Raw genomic sequence first — 15,365 nt, 5'->3', positions numbered from 1 at the left:
AGCGGGACTGGTTACATAACGTATCAGTCATACCTCACTTTTTGAAAAAGGCTATACCTTTGGAGCGCTGAAGCGCAACTACGTACCTTTAGAGCGCTGAAGCGCAACTACGTACCTTTGGAGCGCTGAAGCGCAACTACGTACCTAAGAGCGCTGAAGCGCAACTACGTACCTTTGGAGCGCTGAAGCGCAACTACGTACCTTTGGAGCGCTGAAGCGCAACTACGTACCTAAGAGCGCTGAAGCGCAACTACGTACCTTTGGATAGGTTTAGGAGTTATCGAAATTTGCGTTCAGACTCTAGAATTGGAACATCATTAATGCTGGCTTCACGTCTTCGCATTAACCCATTTTCGGCAAATTCCCACTGTTCGTTTCCATAGGCGCGATACCAGTAGCCTGAATCATCATGCCATTCATACTCGAAGCGGACAGAAATCCGATTATCTGTAAAACTCCACAGTTCTTTCTTTAAACGGTAATCTAATTCTTTTGCCCATTTTCGTGTTAAAAAAGCTTTGATTTGTTCCCGTCCGCTGAAGAATTCCGCGCGGTTTCTCCACTCAGAATCTTCTGTATAAGCTAGGGCTACTCGTTCGGGATCGCGGGTATTCCAGGCATCTTCGGCAGCTTGAACTTTGGCTTTTGCTGTTTCTAGCGTAAAGGGCGGTAGAGGTGGTTTGGTTTCCATAAGCTTTGTTGTTTGTGACTGGAAGGAAGTCCGCTAGACTTACGATTTGTGCGAAATAATTGGGATTGCCCTAGTATAGAACTCGAATTGCGATCGTTCCCAATCCCAAATCTAAAATCGTACTAAGTTCCTACTTTTAATTTCTGCATAGTTTTCTGAAATCTCCTCAGCAGAAATGCTAGAAACAGCCATTGAGCAAGAATTCCCAATCCCACAAAAGGTATTGCTGTTGGTTTGTAGAACTGCCAAAACCCATAGCCGAATAGCGTCCAAAGTGCGGCGGTTGCAGGAATGCGATCGGGGATGAGTTCCCAATATAGGAGCATTCCGGGAGCAAGGAGCAACCAAATGCTGAATCCACAGCTCGCCCATCCCATTGGATTGCGAACTTTCGTCGCACAAACTTGTTGCACGAAGGTGGCGGATATTAAGATCGTATTTGTCGTACACAGAACTAAAAGACCTGTTTCTACAAGTTTTTTAGTGCCGATACCTATCCAAAATAGCCAAGGTACTAACAGCGCACTTGCTACGATTAGATGGATAATAACAGCCACTAACAGAGGGCTTCGATCCGACCAAATTAAGCTTTGCCAGCCGGGAGAATCATAGCGTACCCACTCTAATAAAGCTTGGCGTTGAGGGCAGATAGCAAGCATTAAAACCAGCAGCAGCATAACGGTCAAAACGTACATCGAGATAGCTGCCAAGGTGGCGTTCTGCTCATCCACCACGCTTGTGGGTAGGAAAAAGCCTAGAGCGAGAACTTCTACACCAGCTAAAATGGCATAACTTTGCCGTTTGCCGATCGCAGTCGATCGAGGTTTGTTGAAATTCCGCAACAATATTCGCCACAGCAAAAACGCAGTAGTGCCTAACACCACTAAACTAAAAGTATGAGACACCACACCTATGTTGTTAATCGGGAGCAAAAACCACGAAACAACAGGATGTGGGTATCCGAATATTTCTGAATTCGCCAACAGCGGCCGCCATGTGATGGCGGTGTTCCAGCTCATGTACAATGGGGCGATCGCGCAACAGGCGATCGCCCCAACTCCAAAGGCTGTTGCCTGTGGTGGGTTCCCTGTTCTCTGTGTTTCACTTACCAGCCCGCAGAGCATCACTACGCTGTAGCATATAGCGCATCCAAGTGCGAGCATCAGATAGACGCTGGCAATCAGGGGCAGCGAAATCCCCGCTTGCAAGCCGGCCAAGCAGTGCAGGGGAACCATCAGCCCTAGGAAAATATACAGCAGTACGGGAACGCCCAGCATTTTACCCAGCAGAATCTGCCACGCCGGACACGGACTCAGCCGAATAAAATTCAGAGTTCCCCGTTTCTGTTCCTGTCCGATGTCGTTGACTATCCAATAACTTCCGAGGGTAAATGTTACATAGGGCAGCATCCAAGTGATGATTTGCCACAAGTCCAGCCAGCCGTCTGAAAAGAGGCGGGAATTTGGCGAGGCAATCAGCAGTAAAATAATTTGGAAGATGACCGAAAATGAGACCGCTGCAATGACTGTGTGGGGTTTGAGTCTACCGCGAAGTTCCCGCAGCAGTTGCGGGTTCCAGTTACCTAAACGATCGATCAAAACTGAGTTTGTCATCGGGGAATAGATAGATAGGATTGTTGGCTGTTTCTGTTCGCTTTGCTGTCTGTTCCTCAGTCCCGGTAAAACCAATTCAAATTTTTTCGGTACTGGAAGCGGGCGATCGCACGCTCAGTATAACTCCGAGGCCATCAGATTCGATCTCAATCCTCAGCATCCGGATCGATGCCCATTGCTCGCAGTCGATCGGCTAACTGGGCGGCTTTTCGCTCCGCTTGTTCGGCTTTTCGCTCTGCTTGTTGGGCTTTTCGCTCTGCTTGTTCGGCTCTTTGCCGTTCTTGCTCGACTCTAGCCCGCTCAATTTCAACTTGTTCGGAGCCAATTAACAGCAAATTACCCTGGGAATCCCACCACCGCAGCCAAAGCATTTCTTGATTTTGATAACTTCCCTGCCAAAGTCCCAATTCTACATCTAATACAGGAATGGGATAGTGACCGCGTTCGTTTGGCTCGATCCTGCGATAGACAAAATCTATCAGGTGATAGACTTCTAAATTGCCCGTTTTAATTTCATAAATGCCGTAGTAAGGAATGCGGATAATTCTTTCGTAAACCCAAAACTTACCCGGTTTAGTTGTAGTACCGTCAGCGGCTACAGCTAGCGGAGTGCGATCGCGCTCTTCATCTCCATTCCCGCTAGCAAACTCTAAAGCAATGAACGGAGCCATGTGTTCCCGCCAAAGTACATAAGAACGGCGATAACCGTCGATTGTTGGCGGTACGTTGGGCACATAAAACCAATCCGGTGCTTCTGCGCCTCGCTCTGGCGGGTCAGTTTCTCGCCAGTAAATTCCGCAATCTTGCCCGATCGCATATTGTCCGTCTGGATGCAGCCGCTCTACCACCGACGCGATCGAATCTGTCAGAATGATACTCTGCGGATGCTCCTGAAAATTCTTCACAAATGTACCGTCTTCCTCTGGCAGTTGGGTATGATCGGGGAATGCAGGAGGCAAACCTGTAGCAGTTATTGTCTCGTTCATCGTCGTTTCCCGTGCATTTATTGTCAATTGTAATCCGAAATTTTAGAGTCATCTAATTTGACAATTCAGCTAATATTAGCAACCGCCAGCTATTGTCATGGTAAAATTGCACGCTGCACACCCTACAGACAGATTATGTGCATCAAGGACTATTTTTCCTTCTTCCCTCTTCCTTCGAGCAACAGTCAACAGTCACCAGTCAACAGCCAACTCAGTTAATATCAAATAAAGCAAGCCAACCACAGCGGAAGCATCAACAGCAAACCGACAGAAGTGAGGGCGATACTGCTAGCTAACAAATCGCGATCGAGTTCATATATTTCTGCTAAAATTAGCACCGAAAGAGCCGTGGGCGTTCCCGACATCAACACCAAAACCAACCTCGGATCGCCGCTCAATCCGAAAAAACTAGCACCCAATCCGATCAGTACCGGCACAATTACCACTTTTAACAGCGACGGGATTAACGCTAGTTCAAAACTTTGCCATGTTTTAATAGCTCTCAGCCGGATACCAACCAACACCAAAGCACTAGCAATTACCCCTAAAACTGCCGTCTGCAATCCCGATTCTACAGTCTCAGGCAGGGGGACACTTCTGGTAAAAAAACCAATGATAAATGCCCACAGGGCGGGAACTGTTAGCACGTCCCGAAGCTGAATCCACCAGTGATTTTTTCCATCGGAATGCCCGAAATAGCTAGCAAGAAATACACCAAATCCGTAGCTTCCCATCACGTTGTTGGTGACGCTGTACAAGACGGCCCAGTTGTTGTTATCGCTGCTGATGATCGCGGGGGTGATTGCTAATCCGACAAAGCCGGTATTCCCTAACATCGCAGCTAGGATAAAACTGCCTTGGCTCGATCGCGTCAGGGAATTTATATTTAATAGAAATAAATTAACTACAGAATGTTTGCCGTCAAAATATGGCTTTTTGACGTGGCGGGTGCTCAGCCGCCGTAATAATACCCAAGTCAACCAAGCTAAACTCGTACTGACAAATAATACGAATATGGCGATCGCCGGTGTGAATCCGACAGCACCGGAAAAATCGCTCTGACGGGCTAAAACTGCAATTTGCAGGGGTATCCCAATCCAGAACAGAAAGCGGCTCAGCAGCTTAGGAAAATCAACTGGGATGTACCGAAATACCAGCAGTCCCAACCCAGTCCAGATCACTAGAGGCGTATAAGCGTGAAATAATGTCTCAATCATAAAAACTTAACTTGACAATTTGAAATGCCTCTATTGACTAATAGTAAGGCTAAAACCAGTTTGAAAAATGCGATTTGTCGTTAGCGGAACTTGCAGCTATGGGATCGCAGGATGCAGGCTGTTTCACCCTCCCGCCGGGGAACTGCGCCCCCGCAATTTCCCGCCCAAATTCCCGCAGCCAGGAGGACACAATTTTGAGAGTATCAGACATCAACGATTGCAGCATTGTACTTTCAGATACACTTTCACCAGATTTGTTTGAATTTTACAAAAGTGCGATCGTCTTAGAAGGCTCTGCTAACGAGTTATCTGGCATTTTCCGAAATTATATGCTGTGTTTTCCGGCAGTTGCGATCGCACCTCAATACAGCGAGACTAAATCTGCTGATAAGTCAACCAAAAACGCATATTAAGCGCCAACACGACGGAGGGTATCGATCAAAATTTTAGACGAAAGTTCAAACTCCCAAATTGCATCTGTGGAGTCAATCTAAAATCTAAAATCTAAAATCTAAAATCGACTAACTTGCCCTCATCAATTCAATTTCAAAGAATTAACAGGCACCTCATCCCAAGAAGTAACTGTTCGCAATGTAGCAACCCAGCCCTGCTGTTTTTGCTCTGCCGTCAAATTCTGCTCAAAAGATTCGTGGCATTGCTTGGCTTGAGTCTCATCGCCACAAGCAATGCAAGCATAAAGAATACCCGACGGATCGATTTGCTCGTTTACCCAAATAATCACGATCTACTCTCTCAGTCAAAATCTACTGTCACTTAAATTTTCCTATATTTTTGCCAATTATTTACTAGGATTTACCCAACCCAAAATTGACCCACGAGGTGCCCAGAAACCGGGTTTTTCGGGAAAAGACGGGTTACAGACGGCAGATTCAGCAAAAAGCCCGGTTTCTGAGAGTCGTTTTTGAGAGTCCCAGTGCGATCGCCAACTGATAAAATCACTTCGAGGCCAAACTCGCCAAAGACTCCCCCGCCACCCGGCAAATCCGCCAGTCGGGCATCACATCAGCACCGATACCCTTGTAAAATCCGATCGCCAATTCATTCCAATCAAGCACACTCCACTCCAAGCGCCCGCAGCCCCTTTCCACCGTCAACCGCGCCAAATAAACAATCAAAGACTTGCCAATTCCCCGCCCGCGAAACTCAGGGATCACAAACAAATCCTCCAAATAAATCCCCGGCTGAGTCAAAAAAGTAGAATAATTGTAAAAAAATAGCGCCCAGCCGACAATCCGACCTTCGGATTCTGCTAGAATCGCTTCAGCAAAAGGGCGATCGGCAAACAAATGATTTTCCAAATCTACCGCATTACCTGTTACCGCATCAGATAACTTTTCGTACTCAGCTAAAGCCTTAATCAAATCAAACAGCACCGGCACATCGGCGCGGGTAGCTGGACGCAAAATCACCTCATCAGACATAAATCAATCAGTAGTAAGCGACAATCAACAATTTAAAATACCACATCAAGATATTTTTAATTCTACTCGTTACCAGGCTCCTGCCTAGTAACGCAGATCTGGAGGCTCTGCCTCCTTTTTTCCCAGCCGAGGCAGAGCCTCTGAATATCTGTTCCAAGGCTCTGCCTTGGGGGAGGATCTCAGTTTTGCATTTAATAGTGCGAGCGGGGGCGATCGCGTATTATACGATACGCGAGCGGGGGCGATCGCGTATTATACGATACGCGAGCGGGGGCGATCGCGTATTATACGATACGCGAGCGGGGACGCTCGCACTATAAGAAAAAAATGCTTTTTACAAAAATAAGATGCTCCCCTGCCTTGGAACCAGTTAAACCAATTAAACCCGCCTCCGCGGGTTTTGTTTGTATAGACGCGAATTTCATTCGCCGTCCAATATTTAAGACTTTTCACAATGCAAACTCAATGTTTTGAAGCTTATTTCAACCAGCCCTTCAACCGTTCCGTCACCTGAGGGCGGCGCAGCTTTCGCATAGCCTTATTTTGAATTTGACGGACTCGTTCGCGGGACAGATTGAACAAACTACTGACTTCTTCTAAAGTGTAAGGTTCGCCAGTTATCAAACCGTAACGCATAGCAACAATCTCTTTTTCCCGCTCAGTCAAAATATTATCCAACACCTCCAAAATATCTTGGCGCATCATCATCTCATTCATCTGAGCTTCGGGAGATTGCGTTGCATTATCTTCAATAACATCCAAAAGTTCCGAACTTTCTTCCGTGCCGATGCGGTGGTTGAGAGATAAAGATTGGCGGCGCACTTGCTGGAGGTAACGAAGCTGTTCGGAAGTAACTTCCATTTCTTTAGCAAGTTCAAGTTCAGTGGGATTGCGTTGAAGAGAACGCCTCAAATCCCGATAAACTCTTTTGAGTTTATTTAACTGTTCGACAATGTGAACCGGCAACCGAATTGTCCGCCCTTGATTGGCAATTGTGCGGGTAATTCCTTGGCGAATCCACCAATAGGCATAGGTAGAAAATTTATAACCCTTCTCAGGATCGAACTTTTCGGCGGCTCGGTTCAAACCCAAAGATCCTTCCTGAATTAAATCAAGAAAAGGCACGCCCCGGTTGAGATAGCGTTTGGCAATCGAAACCACCAAGCGCAAATTAGAGCTGATCATTTTCCGTTTCGCCGACTGACACTGGTAGCGGATCTGTTGCAGTTGAGTTTCGCTCACCCCCAAAGCCGTGGCTAGTTCAGCTTTTGTGGGCACTCTGTCCAATTCCTGCTTTAAACGCTCTTCTAGTTCCTGAAGGGCTACCAATTCTTGAACGCGGCGCGCCAACTCTACCTCTTCGGTGGCAGTCAGTAGGGGATAGCGAGCCATTTCTTTGAACAAAGCTCCCACGGGATCGTCGGCAGACCAACTGTTGTATGCTGACGATCTACTTACCGTCGGACGATCGATCTCGGTGTCCTCATCCTCTGCGATTTCGAGTGAGGCTTCGGATGCCACCGCAAAACTGCCTAAGTCAGATTTTGCCATATTTGCTTGGTGTCCGTGGGATGATTTGAAAAGTATCCCTTCACTGTAACGAATTTAATCAGAAATTTCCGAAATCCATATAGAAGTTGCTGACTAATATCTGATTGCGCTAATTTTATACATTTTTATTGAGTTCGAGCCAGTAAAGGAGCAGCCTGCAATAACTCCTGAGTATAAGGGTGCTGCGGATTAGTAAAAATATCCCTAGTTTTCCCGATTTCCACAATTTTTCCCGAATTCATTACCGCAATGCGATCGCAAAAAAACCTCGCCACCCACAAATCGTGCGTAATAAACAGATAAGTCAAATTAAATTCCTGCTTCAACTCCAGCATCAGCTCTAATACCTGAGTCTGTACGCTAGCATCCAGCATACTCACCGGTTCGTCGCAAATAATCAGTTGCGGCCGAGTAATCAAAGCTCGGGCGATGGAAACCCGCTGCTGTTGTCCCCCCGACAGTTCCCCCGGATAACGGCGAAAGAAATCCTCCCCAGGAGTCAAACCCACCCGCTCTAACATTTGGATTACTTGTTTTTTAGCTTCTTCTCCCTTAGCTAATTTGTGAATCAACAAAGGGTCAGCAATACTTTGCCCGACAGTCATCATCGGATTCAAGCAAGCGTGGGGATCTTGAAATACCATTTGCATTTGGCGGCGGTGTTTCCTGACAGCATCGCGACTCAGGGCAGTGATATCTATGCCTTGAAATTCCACTTTGCCACCTGTCGGGGGAATTAGCCGCAAAATTGTGCGCGATAACGTACTTTTGCCGCAGCCGGACTCCCCTACAAGCCCGAGGATTTCTCCCCGCTCTAGCTCTAAACTAACGCCGTCTACGGCTTTAATTACCTGGCGGTTCCTGGAAAATAATTGATCTAATAAATTGCTTTCTAAACTGTAGTGCTGCTGTAAATTCGTCACAGTCAACAGAGGTGAATTTGTTAAGTTTGTAGTGAGGACTTCAGTCCTTCTTTCCTCCGATGTTAACCCTTTACCCGAATCAGCTTGAATGTGCAAAGCTGCTTTCAGGAGCGATCGAGTATATTCATGTTGCGGCCGTTCAAACACATCCAACACCGGCCCCGTTTCTACGACTTTGCCGCCGTACATCACCGCAATGCGATCGCAATACTCAGCCACCATCGCCAAATCGTGAGAAATCAATAAAATCGCCGTTCCTCTTGAAGCGCAAAGTCGGGTTAACTCCTGCAAAATCTGAGCAGCGACAGTTACATCCAAACTCGTCGTCGGTTCATCCGCCACAATTAATTTAGGATCGAGCAAAAGAGCCAAAGCAATTGCCACTCTTTGGCGCATTCCACCGCTAAATTCGTGGGGAAATTGCGACCAGCGAGACGCCGGAATTTTCACAGCATCCAAAATCTCGATCGCCCGTTTCTTAGCTTCCTTGCGATTCAAATTCGGTCTGTGAGCCTGCAAAGTCTCAATGCAGTGTTCCCCAACAGTCATCAAAGGATCGAGACGAGTCATCGGATCTTGAAAAATCAATGCCACAGCTTCGCCCCGAAAGCGTCTGAGCCGCGAAGCATTCATCTCAAACACCGACTCTCCACCAAAACCAACCCGCCCCTCAACCAAAGTCGAATCCGGCAGCAACCGCATCGCCGCCCTACCCAAAGTTGACTTACCGCACCCAGACTCCCCAACTAATCCCAGTTTTTCCCCCGGTTCCAACGCCAGGGAAACCCCATCAACGGCCCAACCGGATTGGCCCCGCCGCTGAGGATAAGCTACTCGCAGATTTTCAACCGAAAATAGAGAAGAGTCATTAGTCATTAGTCCTTAGTCCTTAGTCCTTAGTTATTGGTTATTGGTTATTGGTTATTGGTTATTGGTTATTGGTTATTGGTTATTGGTTATTGGTTATTGGTTATTGGTTATTGGTTGTTAATTATTAGTTGTTAGTTATTAGTTGTTAGTTATTGGTTATTGGTTATTGGTCATATCATGTCCCGTCATATAATCCTAAATCGTTCGTAGTGAGGACGGCGAGTCATCAATCGGGGTGACGGGATAAATTTCATCCTTACTACAAACAATTTTATTAATGACAATCGACCAGACATGATAGCAGTTAATTATTAGTTGTCAGTTAGTTGTCAGTTGTTAGTCAGTATTTGATAACTAATGACCACAGCCAACTGCCAACTGCCAACTGCCAACTGCCAACTGCCAAGCCAACTGCCAACTGCCAACTGCCAACTGCCAACTGCCAACTGCCAACTGCCAACTGCCAACTGCCAACTGCCAACTGCCAACTGCCAACTGCCAACTGACTAAATTTCCTTTCGTTTCAACTCAGCTCTCCGCAATATGTAAGTAGCCGCACAATCAGCATGGGGATGGTCTGCTAAAACTTCCGCTAGTTCCAACACATATCCGGCGATATCCGGGCCCAGCTTCTCAGTCAGCACCTGACGTTCCCGAGCAGCGAGTTCTTGCACGCGGGCCTTAGCTTGCCAGTTGGGAGAAAACATCTTGTCAATCTCGGTGTGGAATCCCAGACTTTCGAGAATATCCCACTCGCCGTTATCGCACCAAATTCCTCCGCACAGCATACAGCGCTCTATGTAAAAGGGCACTCTGCTAAACGGAACCTTTGCCCGCGACAGATAGTGACCGTCTTCGGGACACAGTGCTGCTTTGCTGTCGTAGGGAGACGGCGTGAATTCTATGCCGAGAGTGCCAGTCGGCTGAGGCTTCTCGGATTTGTTGTACCAGAGGCTGTGTTCTTTCTGCCAAGCTTCGTATTCTTTGCCCGGAATCCAGATACCGTAACAGTTGGGACACCACTGCACCGACATACTGCCGGCTAAGGTGCCACCGTCTAAGTTGGGATGCTTGCATTTTGGACATTCCACCGCTTTATTTCTCCTTGCCTTATCTATATTCCCTGTTAATTCAGATACATTTAACCCGGTAAATCTAGGAATCCACCCAAATCTACTGTGTATGGCATAATCTGGAAAGCTTGCAGCTTACCAGACATGGAGGTATCCCTCAAAGCTTTCAACAGAATATTGAAAGCGCCGTTTAAATCCCTGTCCAGAGTGTGTCCGCATTCGGGACATTTAAACGTTTTTAAGCCGCCCAACTTGCTATGGATATGACCGCATTTTGAACAAGTCTTACTGGTGTACTCTTCTGTCACGTCTACTACAACACAACCGTACTTGGATGCTTGATGCTTCAACGTTTGTTTAAAACGATAATGACTCAAAGTCACCATCGCTCTAGCTGTCTTCGTGGCAAGTTTTCGCTTACCCTTTTTTACCATTTGCTGCGTTTCAAATGTTGGCAAGAAAATTAACTTATACTTGCTAACTAGGTAATTAGCCGCCTTATTGTGCAATTCCGAAACTAAGTTCTTAATCTTAACACGAATCCTTGCTGCTACTTTTCTCAATCGATACCGCAGCCGCTTAAACTGACTACCTTTGCTTTTTCCGAGCCGAGACATTAACTTGTCTAAATGTCTGGCTAACCGATAAATGCGACCGATATCACTTTTGCCTAATTTCAGTATATTATGACCGTCAAATCCTGTCATAAATGTTCTGATTCCCGGGTCTAAGGCAATCGCTAATTCGGATTGAGTCGGAGGCGGTGCAACAGTGTCAACCGCATAGCAGATAAACCATTGATCGTTGATAATACTAAGGGTTGGTTCGTGTTGCATTACCTCCACTATTGCTTCAGACGCTTTAAAAGACAAGCCTTTGGTTTCGCGCGGATAGAATGTGTTTGATTTCCAGTTCGCTGTTTGAAACCTAATAGTTTGAGTTGGTTCTTGACAACTTCTAAACTTGGCTGTACCTTGGGATTTACAAGCTGCTTTGTGTGCTTCGCAGGCTTGAAATACTGCTAGTTGACGCGGGTTGTATGGCTGTTGAGACACCCATTCAGGTGCTGAATCCATGATGCGTTTACGCAATTCATATTTACCGATTTTTTCATTTTTGAGAATGGCAATTGCTTGATTGTAACACCATCTGCTTGCGGCTATCCATGTCCGCCATTTCTGAGCTAGTTTTGTTTCCGGGTAGACTCTGATCTTTTTGGATAGTAGATTTGTCTTGACGCTGGGAGTAGAGTCCGCAATCGTCAGCCTGGATGATTCATAGGATATCTTCAACCATTTCTGGTTGGGGAGATAAGTCTGTTCGGCACAGAACCAGGAGTTAGCAATTTTGCTGTTGACAGATCCACTTGATAATATGGATCTGTCAACTCCTGGGCGCGAGTAGGTCAAAGCGATCGACGACCACAACTGTCTCGATATCTCCTGACATGACTTGTCCCAAAAAGGCAAGAATTTCTTTGCGTGTGAAGTTGAGTCCGTATCCAATGTATTGGAATTCGTCATACACGGTGGTTTTTTATTGATTACATACTATCAATGTCTACCGCTATCTTCAAGGAATTTACAAGAAATCGTTTACTATACGAAAACAGTTATTAATTTTGCATCTGGACGGGCCCGGGCGCACCAGAATTTTTTTGGAGCACCACACCGCAGTAGCCAATTAGCGTGTTAAGTCGCTCCGCCGTCGCAGTTTGCCTTGCGGATGCTGTTGCTGGCTGCTTCGCTACTTGCAAAAACGTGACATCTGTTCCCAATAACCGCAGTTGCTTGTGAATTTCCGTCAAATATGACTGTTCTGGGGGGGGTTCTGAGGCGTCTAACTCAGTGCTGGGGACTCTCATAATTTGGTTTCCGAAAAATTGTTGCACTTTTTTGTATTCGATCGCCAGCGCTGCCCGATCGACCTTATCCTGTGTAACAGTTCTTTGTAGCTGTTCGAGTGCTTGCTGTAATTCTTCGTAGCAATGGCGGCGGTCTTCGGACAATATCATGATTTTGTGAACAAATTTATATTTATAATCAAAGTAGATTCTTGCTTAAGGTTGGCTCAGATGAAGGAAAGCCGTGCCTTTTTGCAGCAATTCCCTGTTTTTTGAGAAAATTTCATCACTGGGGGCGTGACTCGATCGCTCTGGCTTCTGCTTTGAGTTTAGCGTTGCCTGTAAATGCCGATCGCCCGCTCCACCAAAAACAGGTACAGTGTCCTAATGCTCGCTAGAGTGGATATCTTCAAATTTTAGACCCTAGTTCCAGATTCATCTGTCGAGTCAAATCTCAAATCTCAAATCTCAAATCGACTGACCTCCACTGCTACCGCCAAAATATCCCCATTTTACCCGATCGATCGACCGCAGTGGCGGCAGTGGAGTCACTATATTTTCCTACCTGCGAGGGGGGGCGACTCGCAATTAGATAGGTATAGTTAACAGAAAAATTGACTATTTTTTTGAATTGCAAATTGTGGCATTCAATTAGTTTAGTATAACTAAACACATAATTTCGGCAATTCAACCGAAAACTGGCATTTAACCATTTGTATTTCTAATTTTTAAAGGTGTACCCCATGAACGCAAACACTCTGACTCCCTCGAATGCGATCGATCCTTGCATAGTTCCCGACTGGCTGCAAGAATGTCTGAATGCTCGATCGCAACCTGACGAAGCCCCAAATCCGAATTGTACGACGGACAACGGCTTAATTTGTCGGGCCTTTGAATTTGCCCGCGACTTGCACGAAGGACAGTACCGCAAATCGGGAGAACCTTATATTTGCCATCCCGTAGCTGTAGCTGGAATACTCCGATATATGGGCGGAAACAGCGCTATGATTGCTGCTGGTTTCCTCCATGACATTGTGGAAGATACAGATATTACTCTCGAAGAAATAGAACAGCGGTTTGGGGCAGAAGTGCGACAGTTAGTCGAAGGAGTCACCAAGCTTTCTAAGTTTAATTTTTCCAGCAAAACAGAGCGCCTTGCCGAAAATTTCCGCCGAATGTTCCTAGCAATGGCTAAAGATATTCGCGTGATTGTCGTCAAACTCGCAGATAGGCTGCACAATATGAGGACTTTGGAGCATTTGTCCGAAGAAAAGCAGCGCACCATTGCCCTAGAAACCCGAGAGATTTTTGCTCCCCTGGCGAACCGTTTGGGTATCGGGCGCTTTAAGTGGGAATTGGAAGATTTAGCCTTTAAATACCTGGAACCGGAAGCTTACCGCGAAATTCAGGACTTGGTGGCGGTGAAGCGGGGCGATCGAGAAACCCAACTTGCAGAAGTCACAGATTGTTTGCGAGAAAGGCTTGACAATTTAGGCATTAAATGCTATGAAGTCAGCGGCCGTCCCAAACATTTGTACGGGATTTATGGGAAGATGCAGCGCAGGCAAAAAGGCTTTAACCAAGTGTACGATATTGCTGCGGTGCGGATCATAGTAGAAAGCAATGATGACTGTTATCGCGCATTGGCGATCGTCCACGATTCATTCCGCCCGATTCCCGGCCGCTTCAAAGACTATATTGGTTTACCAAAAGCCAACCGCTATCAATCGTTGCACACCGGAGTCATCGGCACCAGCGGCCGCCCCATCGAAGTACAAATTCGCACCGTAGCAATGCACCACATTGCCGAATACGGCATAGCAGCCCACTGGAAATACAAAGAAACCGGCGGTTCCAATACCACAGTAACCGGCGACGACGAAAAATTTACCTGGCTGCGACAACTGCTAGAATGGCAAACCGATCTCAAAGACGATCGCGAATATTTACAAAGCATTAAAGACAACTTATTCGACGAAGATATCTACGTTTTCACTCCTAACGGAGACGTAATTGCTCTCAATAGCGGGTCAACACCCGTAGATTTTGCTTACCGCATTCACACAGAAATAGGCAATCGCTGCACCGGCGCCAGAGTCAACGGGCGGATGGTGACACTAGACAAGGTTTTAAAGAACGGTGATATTGTAGAAATCTTGAATCAAAAAAACGGCCATCCCAGCTCCGATTGGCTGAATTTTGTCAAGACAAACGGAGCAAAAAACCGAATTCGCCAGTGGTTAAAGCGATCGCACCGAGATGAAAATCTCGCTCGCGGGCGGGAATTGCTGGAAAAAGAATTAGGTAAAAACGGCTTAGAATCCTTGCTGAAATCTGAACCCATGCAATCAGTAGCTCAGCGCTGCAACTACCACAGCGTCGAAGATTTAATCGCAGGTTTGGGCTACGGCGAAGTCACCCTAAATCTCGTAGTCAACCGACTGCGAGATTTAGTCAAAGTGCAGCAAAAAATAGAAGCTGCACCCGCAGGAATCCAGGAATCGCCAGTACAAATACCTGCATCAGCCGCACCCAAACCCGTACCGAGTTCATCTCCGAGCAAATCGCCGATCGCAGGTGTAGAAGGATTGCTGTATCATTTAGCCGGCTGTTGCTGTCCGATTCCCGGCGAATCAATTATTGGAGTAGTGACTCGCATCCGAGGAATTTCGATTCACCGACAAGGCTGTTCAAATGTTGAGAGTGTACCGGGTGATAGATTAGTTCCTGTGAGTTGGAATTCCACCAACCGCAATGAATCTCGCCCCAATACTTATCCGGTTAACATTCAAGTCGAAGCGCTCGATCGAGTGGGAGTTCTCAATGATGTATTATCGCATTTAAAAGACAACAAAGTGAACGTCCGCAGCGCTCAAGTCAAAACATATCCAGGATTGCCGGCATTAATTGACTTGTGCATGGATATCCAGGATAAAGAACAGTTCGAGCGGACTTGTATGCAGATTAAAAATATGAGCGATATTTTGAATTTGCGGAGGCTGAGTGAAGCTGAGTGAAGGAACTTAAGAAAGACGGCGGTTGAAACCAGGTTTAGAAAAAATGAAGAAAGACGGCGGTTAAAACCGCGGAGTTTACGGGCACACAAACAAAGTCCGCCTCCGCGGACTGAAGAAGATCACATAATTTTAACCGTTC

15 protein-coding genes are annotated in these 15,365 nt (G+C 46.4%); 3 read left to right on the top strand and 12 right to left on the bottom strand.

The window, feature by feature from the left end:
- Positions 1-277: 277 nt before the first annotated feature.
- From JGK36_RS02890 to JGK36_RS02875, 4 genes are all read right to left on the bottom strand, one after another.
- Entirely contained in the window at positions 278-691 is a 414-nt protein-coding gene (locus JGK36_RS02890) for a nuclear transport factor 2 family protein (RefSeq protein WP_293175875.1), read from the bottom strand.
- Between the two features lie 122 nt (positions 692-813).
- A complete protein-coding gene (locus JGK36_RS02885; RefSeq protein ID WP_293175876.1) occupies positions 814-2,304 on the bottom strand; it encodes a hypothetical protein in 1,491 nt (496 codons plus the stop codon).
- 146 nt (positions 2,305-2,450) lie between these two features.
- Positions 2,451-3,290, bottom strand: coding sequence for a Uma2 family endonuclease (locus JGK36_RS02880; protein WP_293195943.1), 840 nt, complete (start codon positions 3,288-3,290; stop codon positions 2,451-2,453).
- Between the two features lie 221 nt (positions 3,291-3,511).
- Entirely contained in the window at positions 3,512-4,507 is a 996-nt protein-coding gene (locus JGK36_RS02875; protein WP_293175880.1) for an AEC family transporter, read from the bottom strand.
- Positions 4,508-4,605: 98 nt separating this feature from the next.
- On the opposite strand from JGK36_RS02875, the gene JGK36_RS02870 reads away from it, so the two are divergent.
- Positions 4,606-4,920 carry a hypothetical protein gene (locus tag JGK36_RS02870; RefSeq protein WP_293175882.1) on the top strand — a complete coding sequence of 105 codons (315 nt, stop codon included), beginning with the start codon at positions 4,606-4,608 and terminating at the stop codon, positions 4,918-4,920.
- Between the two features lie 122 nt (positions 4,921-5,042).
- Here the strand turns inward: JGK36_RS02870 and JGK36_RS02865 are convergent, their stop codons facing one another.
- The 8 genes from JGK36_RS02865 to patD form a co-directional block, all read right to left on the bottom strand.
- Complete coding sequence (locus JGK36_RS02865) at positions 5,043-5,249, bottom strand: glycogen debranching protein (protein WP_293175884.1); 207 nt, start codon at positions 5,247-5,249, stop codon at positions 5,043-5,045.
- Between the two features lie 214 nt (positions 5,250-5,463).
- Positions 5,464-5,949, bottom strand: a complete 486-nt coding sequence (locus JGK36_RS02860) for a GNAT family N-acetyltransferase (RefSeq protein WP_293175886.1) — start codon at positions 5,947-5,949, stop codon at positions 5,464-5,466.
- A gap of 477 nt (positions 5,950-6,426) precedes the next feature.
- Positions 6,427-7,500 carry an RNA polymerase sigma factor, RpoD/SigA family gene (locus JGK36_RS02855; protein WP_293175888.1) on the bottom strand — a complete coding sequence of 358 codons (1,074 nt, stop codon included), beginning with the start codon at positions 7,498-7,500 and terminating at the stop codon, positions 6,427-6,429.
- A gap of 125 nt (positions 7,501-7,625) precedes the next feature.
- Positions 7,626-9,299: an ABC transporter ATP-binding protein gene (locus tag JGK36_RS02850; RefSeq protein WP_293175890.1), complete on the bottom strand. Its 1,674-nt coding sequence runs from the start codon at positions 9,297-9,299 to the stop codon at positions 7,626-7,628.
- 334 nt (positions 9,300-9,633) lie between these two features.
- Positions 9,634-9,795 carry a hypothetical protein gene (locus JGK36_RS02845; protein WP_293200771.1) on the bottom strand — a complete coding sequence of 54 codons (162 nt, stop codon included), beginning with the start codon at positions 9,793-9,795 and terminating at the stop codon, positions 9,634-9,636.
- A gap of 4 nt (positions 9,796-9,799) precedes the next feature.
- Complete coding sequence (locus JGK36_RS02840; RefSeq protein ID WP_293175894.1) at positions 9,800-10,384, bottom strand: zf-TFIIB domain-containing protein; 585 nt, start codon at positions 10,382-10,384, stop codon at positions 9,800-9,802.
- 50 nt (positions 10,385-10,434) lie between these two features.
- On the bottom strand, positions 10,435-11,889 hold the full coding sequence (locus tag JGK36_RS02835; protein ID WP_293175895.1) for a transposase: 1,455 nt from the start codon (positions 11,887-11,889) through the stop codon (positions 10,435-10,437).
- Between the two features lie 92 nt (positions 11,890-11,981).
- Positions 11,982-12,380, bottom strand: coding sequence for a heterocyst frequency control protein PatD (gene patD / locus JGK36_RS02830; protein ID WP_293195938.1), 399 nt, complete (start codon positions 12,378-12,380; stop codon positions 11,982-11,984).
- Positions 12,381-12,481: 101 nt separating this feature from the next.
- Here patD and JGK36_RS02825 point away from each other — a divergent pair, with 101 nt between their 5' ends.
- Positions 12,482-12,607 carry a hypothetical protein gene (locus JGK36_RS02825; protein ID WP_293175899.1) on the top strand — a complete coding sequence of 42 codons (126 nt, stop codon included), beginning with the start codon at positions 12,482-12,484 and terminating at the stop codon, positions 12,605-12,607.
- 345 nt (positions 12,608-12,952) lie between these two features.
- Positions 12,953-15,226 (top strand): bifunctional (p)ppGpp synthetase/guanosine-3',5'-bis(diphosphate) 3'-pyrophosphohydrolase, encoded by a 2,274-nt coding sequence (locus tag JGK36_RS02820; RefSeq protein ID WP_293175901.1) that lies wholly within the window; start codon positions 12,953-12,955, stop codon positions 15,224-15,226.
- Positions 15,227-15,365: the final 139 nt, after the last annotated feature.

The sequence above is a fragment of the Microcoleus sp. PH2017_35_SFW_U_B genome (genome assembly GCF_020737865.1).
In the GTDB taxonomy this organism is placed as follows: domain Bacteria; phylum Cyanobacteriota; class Cyanobacteriia; order Cyanobacteriales; family Microcoleaceae; genus Microcoleus.
This window is presented reverse-complemented; position numbering and strand designations above follow the sequence as displayed.

Coding starts and splice junctions, on each gene's coding strand:
- JGK36_RS02890 (WP_293175875.1), bottom strand. CDS start 691: ATGGAAACCAAACCACCTCTACCGCCCTTTACGCTAGAAACAGCAAAA.
- JGK36_RS02885 (WP_293175876.1), bottom strand. CDS start 2,304: ATGACAAACTCAGTTTTGATCGATCGTTTAGGTAACTGGAACCCGCAA.
- JGK36_RS02880 (WP_293195943.1), bottom strand. CDS start 3,290: ATGAACGAGACAATAACTGCTACAGGTTTGCCTCCTGCATTCCCCGAT.
- JGK36_RS02875 (WP_293175880.1), bottom strand. CDS start 4,507: ATGATTGAGACATTATTTCACGCTTATACGCCTCTAGTGATCTGGACT.
- JGK36_RS02870 (WP_293175882.1), top strand. CDS start 4,606: ATGGGATCGCAGGATGCAGGCTGTTTCACCCTCCCGCCGGGGAACTGC.
- JGK36_RS02860 (WP_293175886.1), bottom strand. CDS start 5,949: ATGTCTGATGAGGTGATTTTGCGTCCAGCTACCCGCGCCGATGTGCCG.
- JGK36_RS02855 (WP_293175888.1), bottom strand. CDS start 7,500: ATGGCAAAATCTGACTTAGGCAGTTTTGCGGTGGCATCCGAAGCCTCA.
- JGK36_RS02850 (WP_293175890.1), bottom strand. CDS start 9,299: ATGACTAATGACTCTTCTCTATTTTCGGTTGAAAATCTGCGAGTAGCT.
- JGK36_RS02835 (WP_293175895.1), bottom strand. CDS start 11,889: ATGACGAATTCCAATACATTGGATACGGACTCAACTTCACACGCAAAG.
- patD (WP_293195938.1), bottom strand. CDS start 12,380: ATGATATTGTCCGAAGACCGCCGCCATTGCTACGAAGAATTACAGCAA.
- JGK36_RS02820 (WP_293175901.1), top strand. CDS start 12,953: ATGAACGCAAACACTCTGACTCCCTCGAATGCGATCGATCCTTGCATA.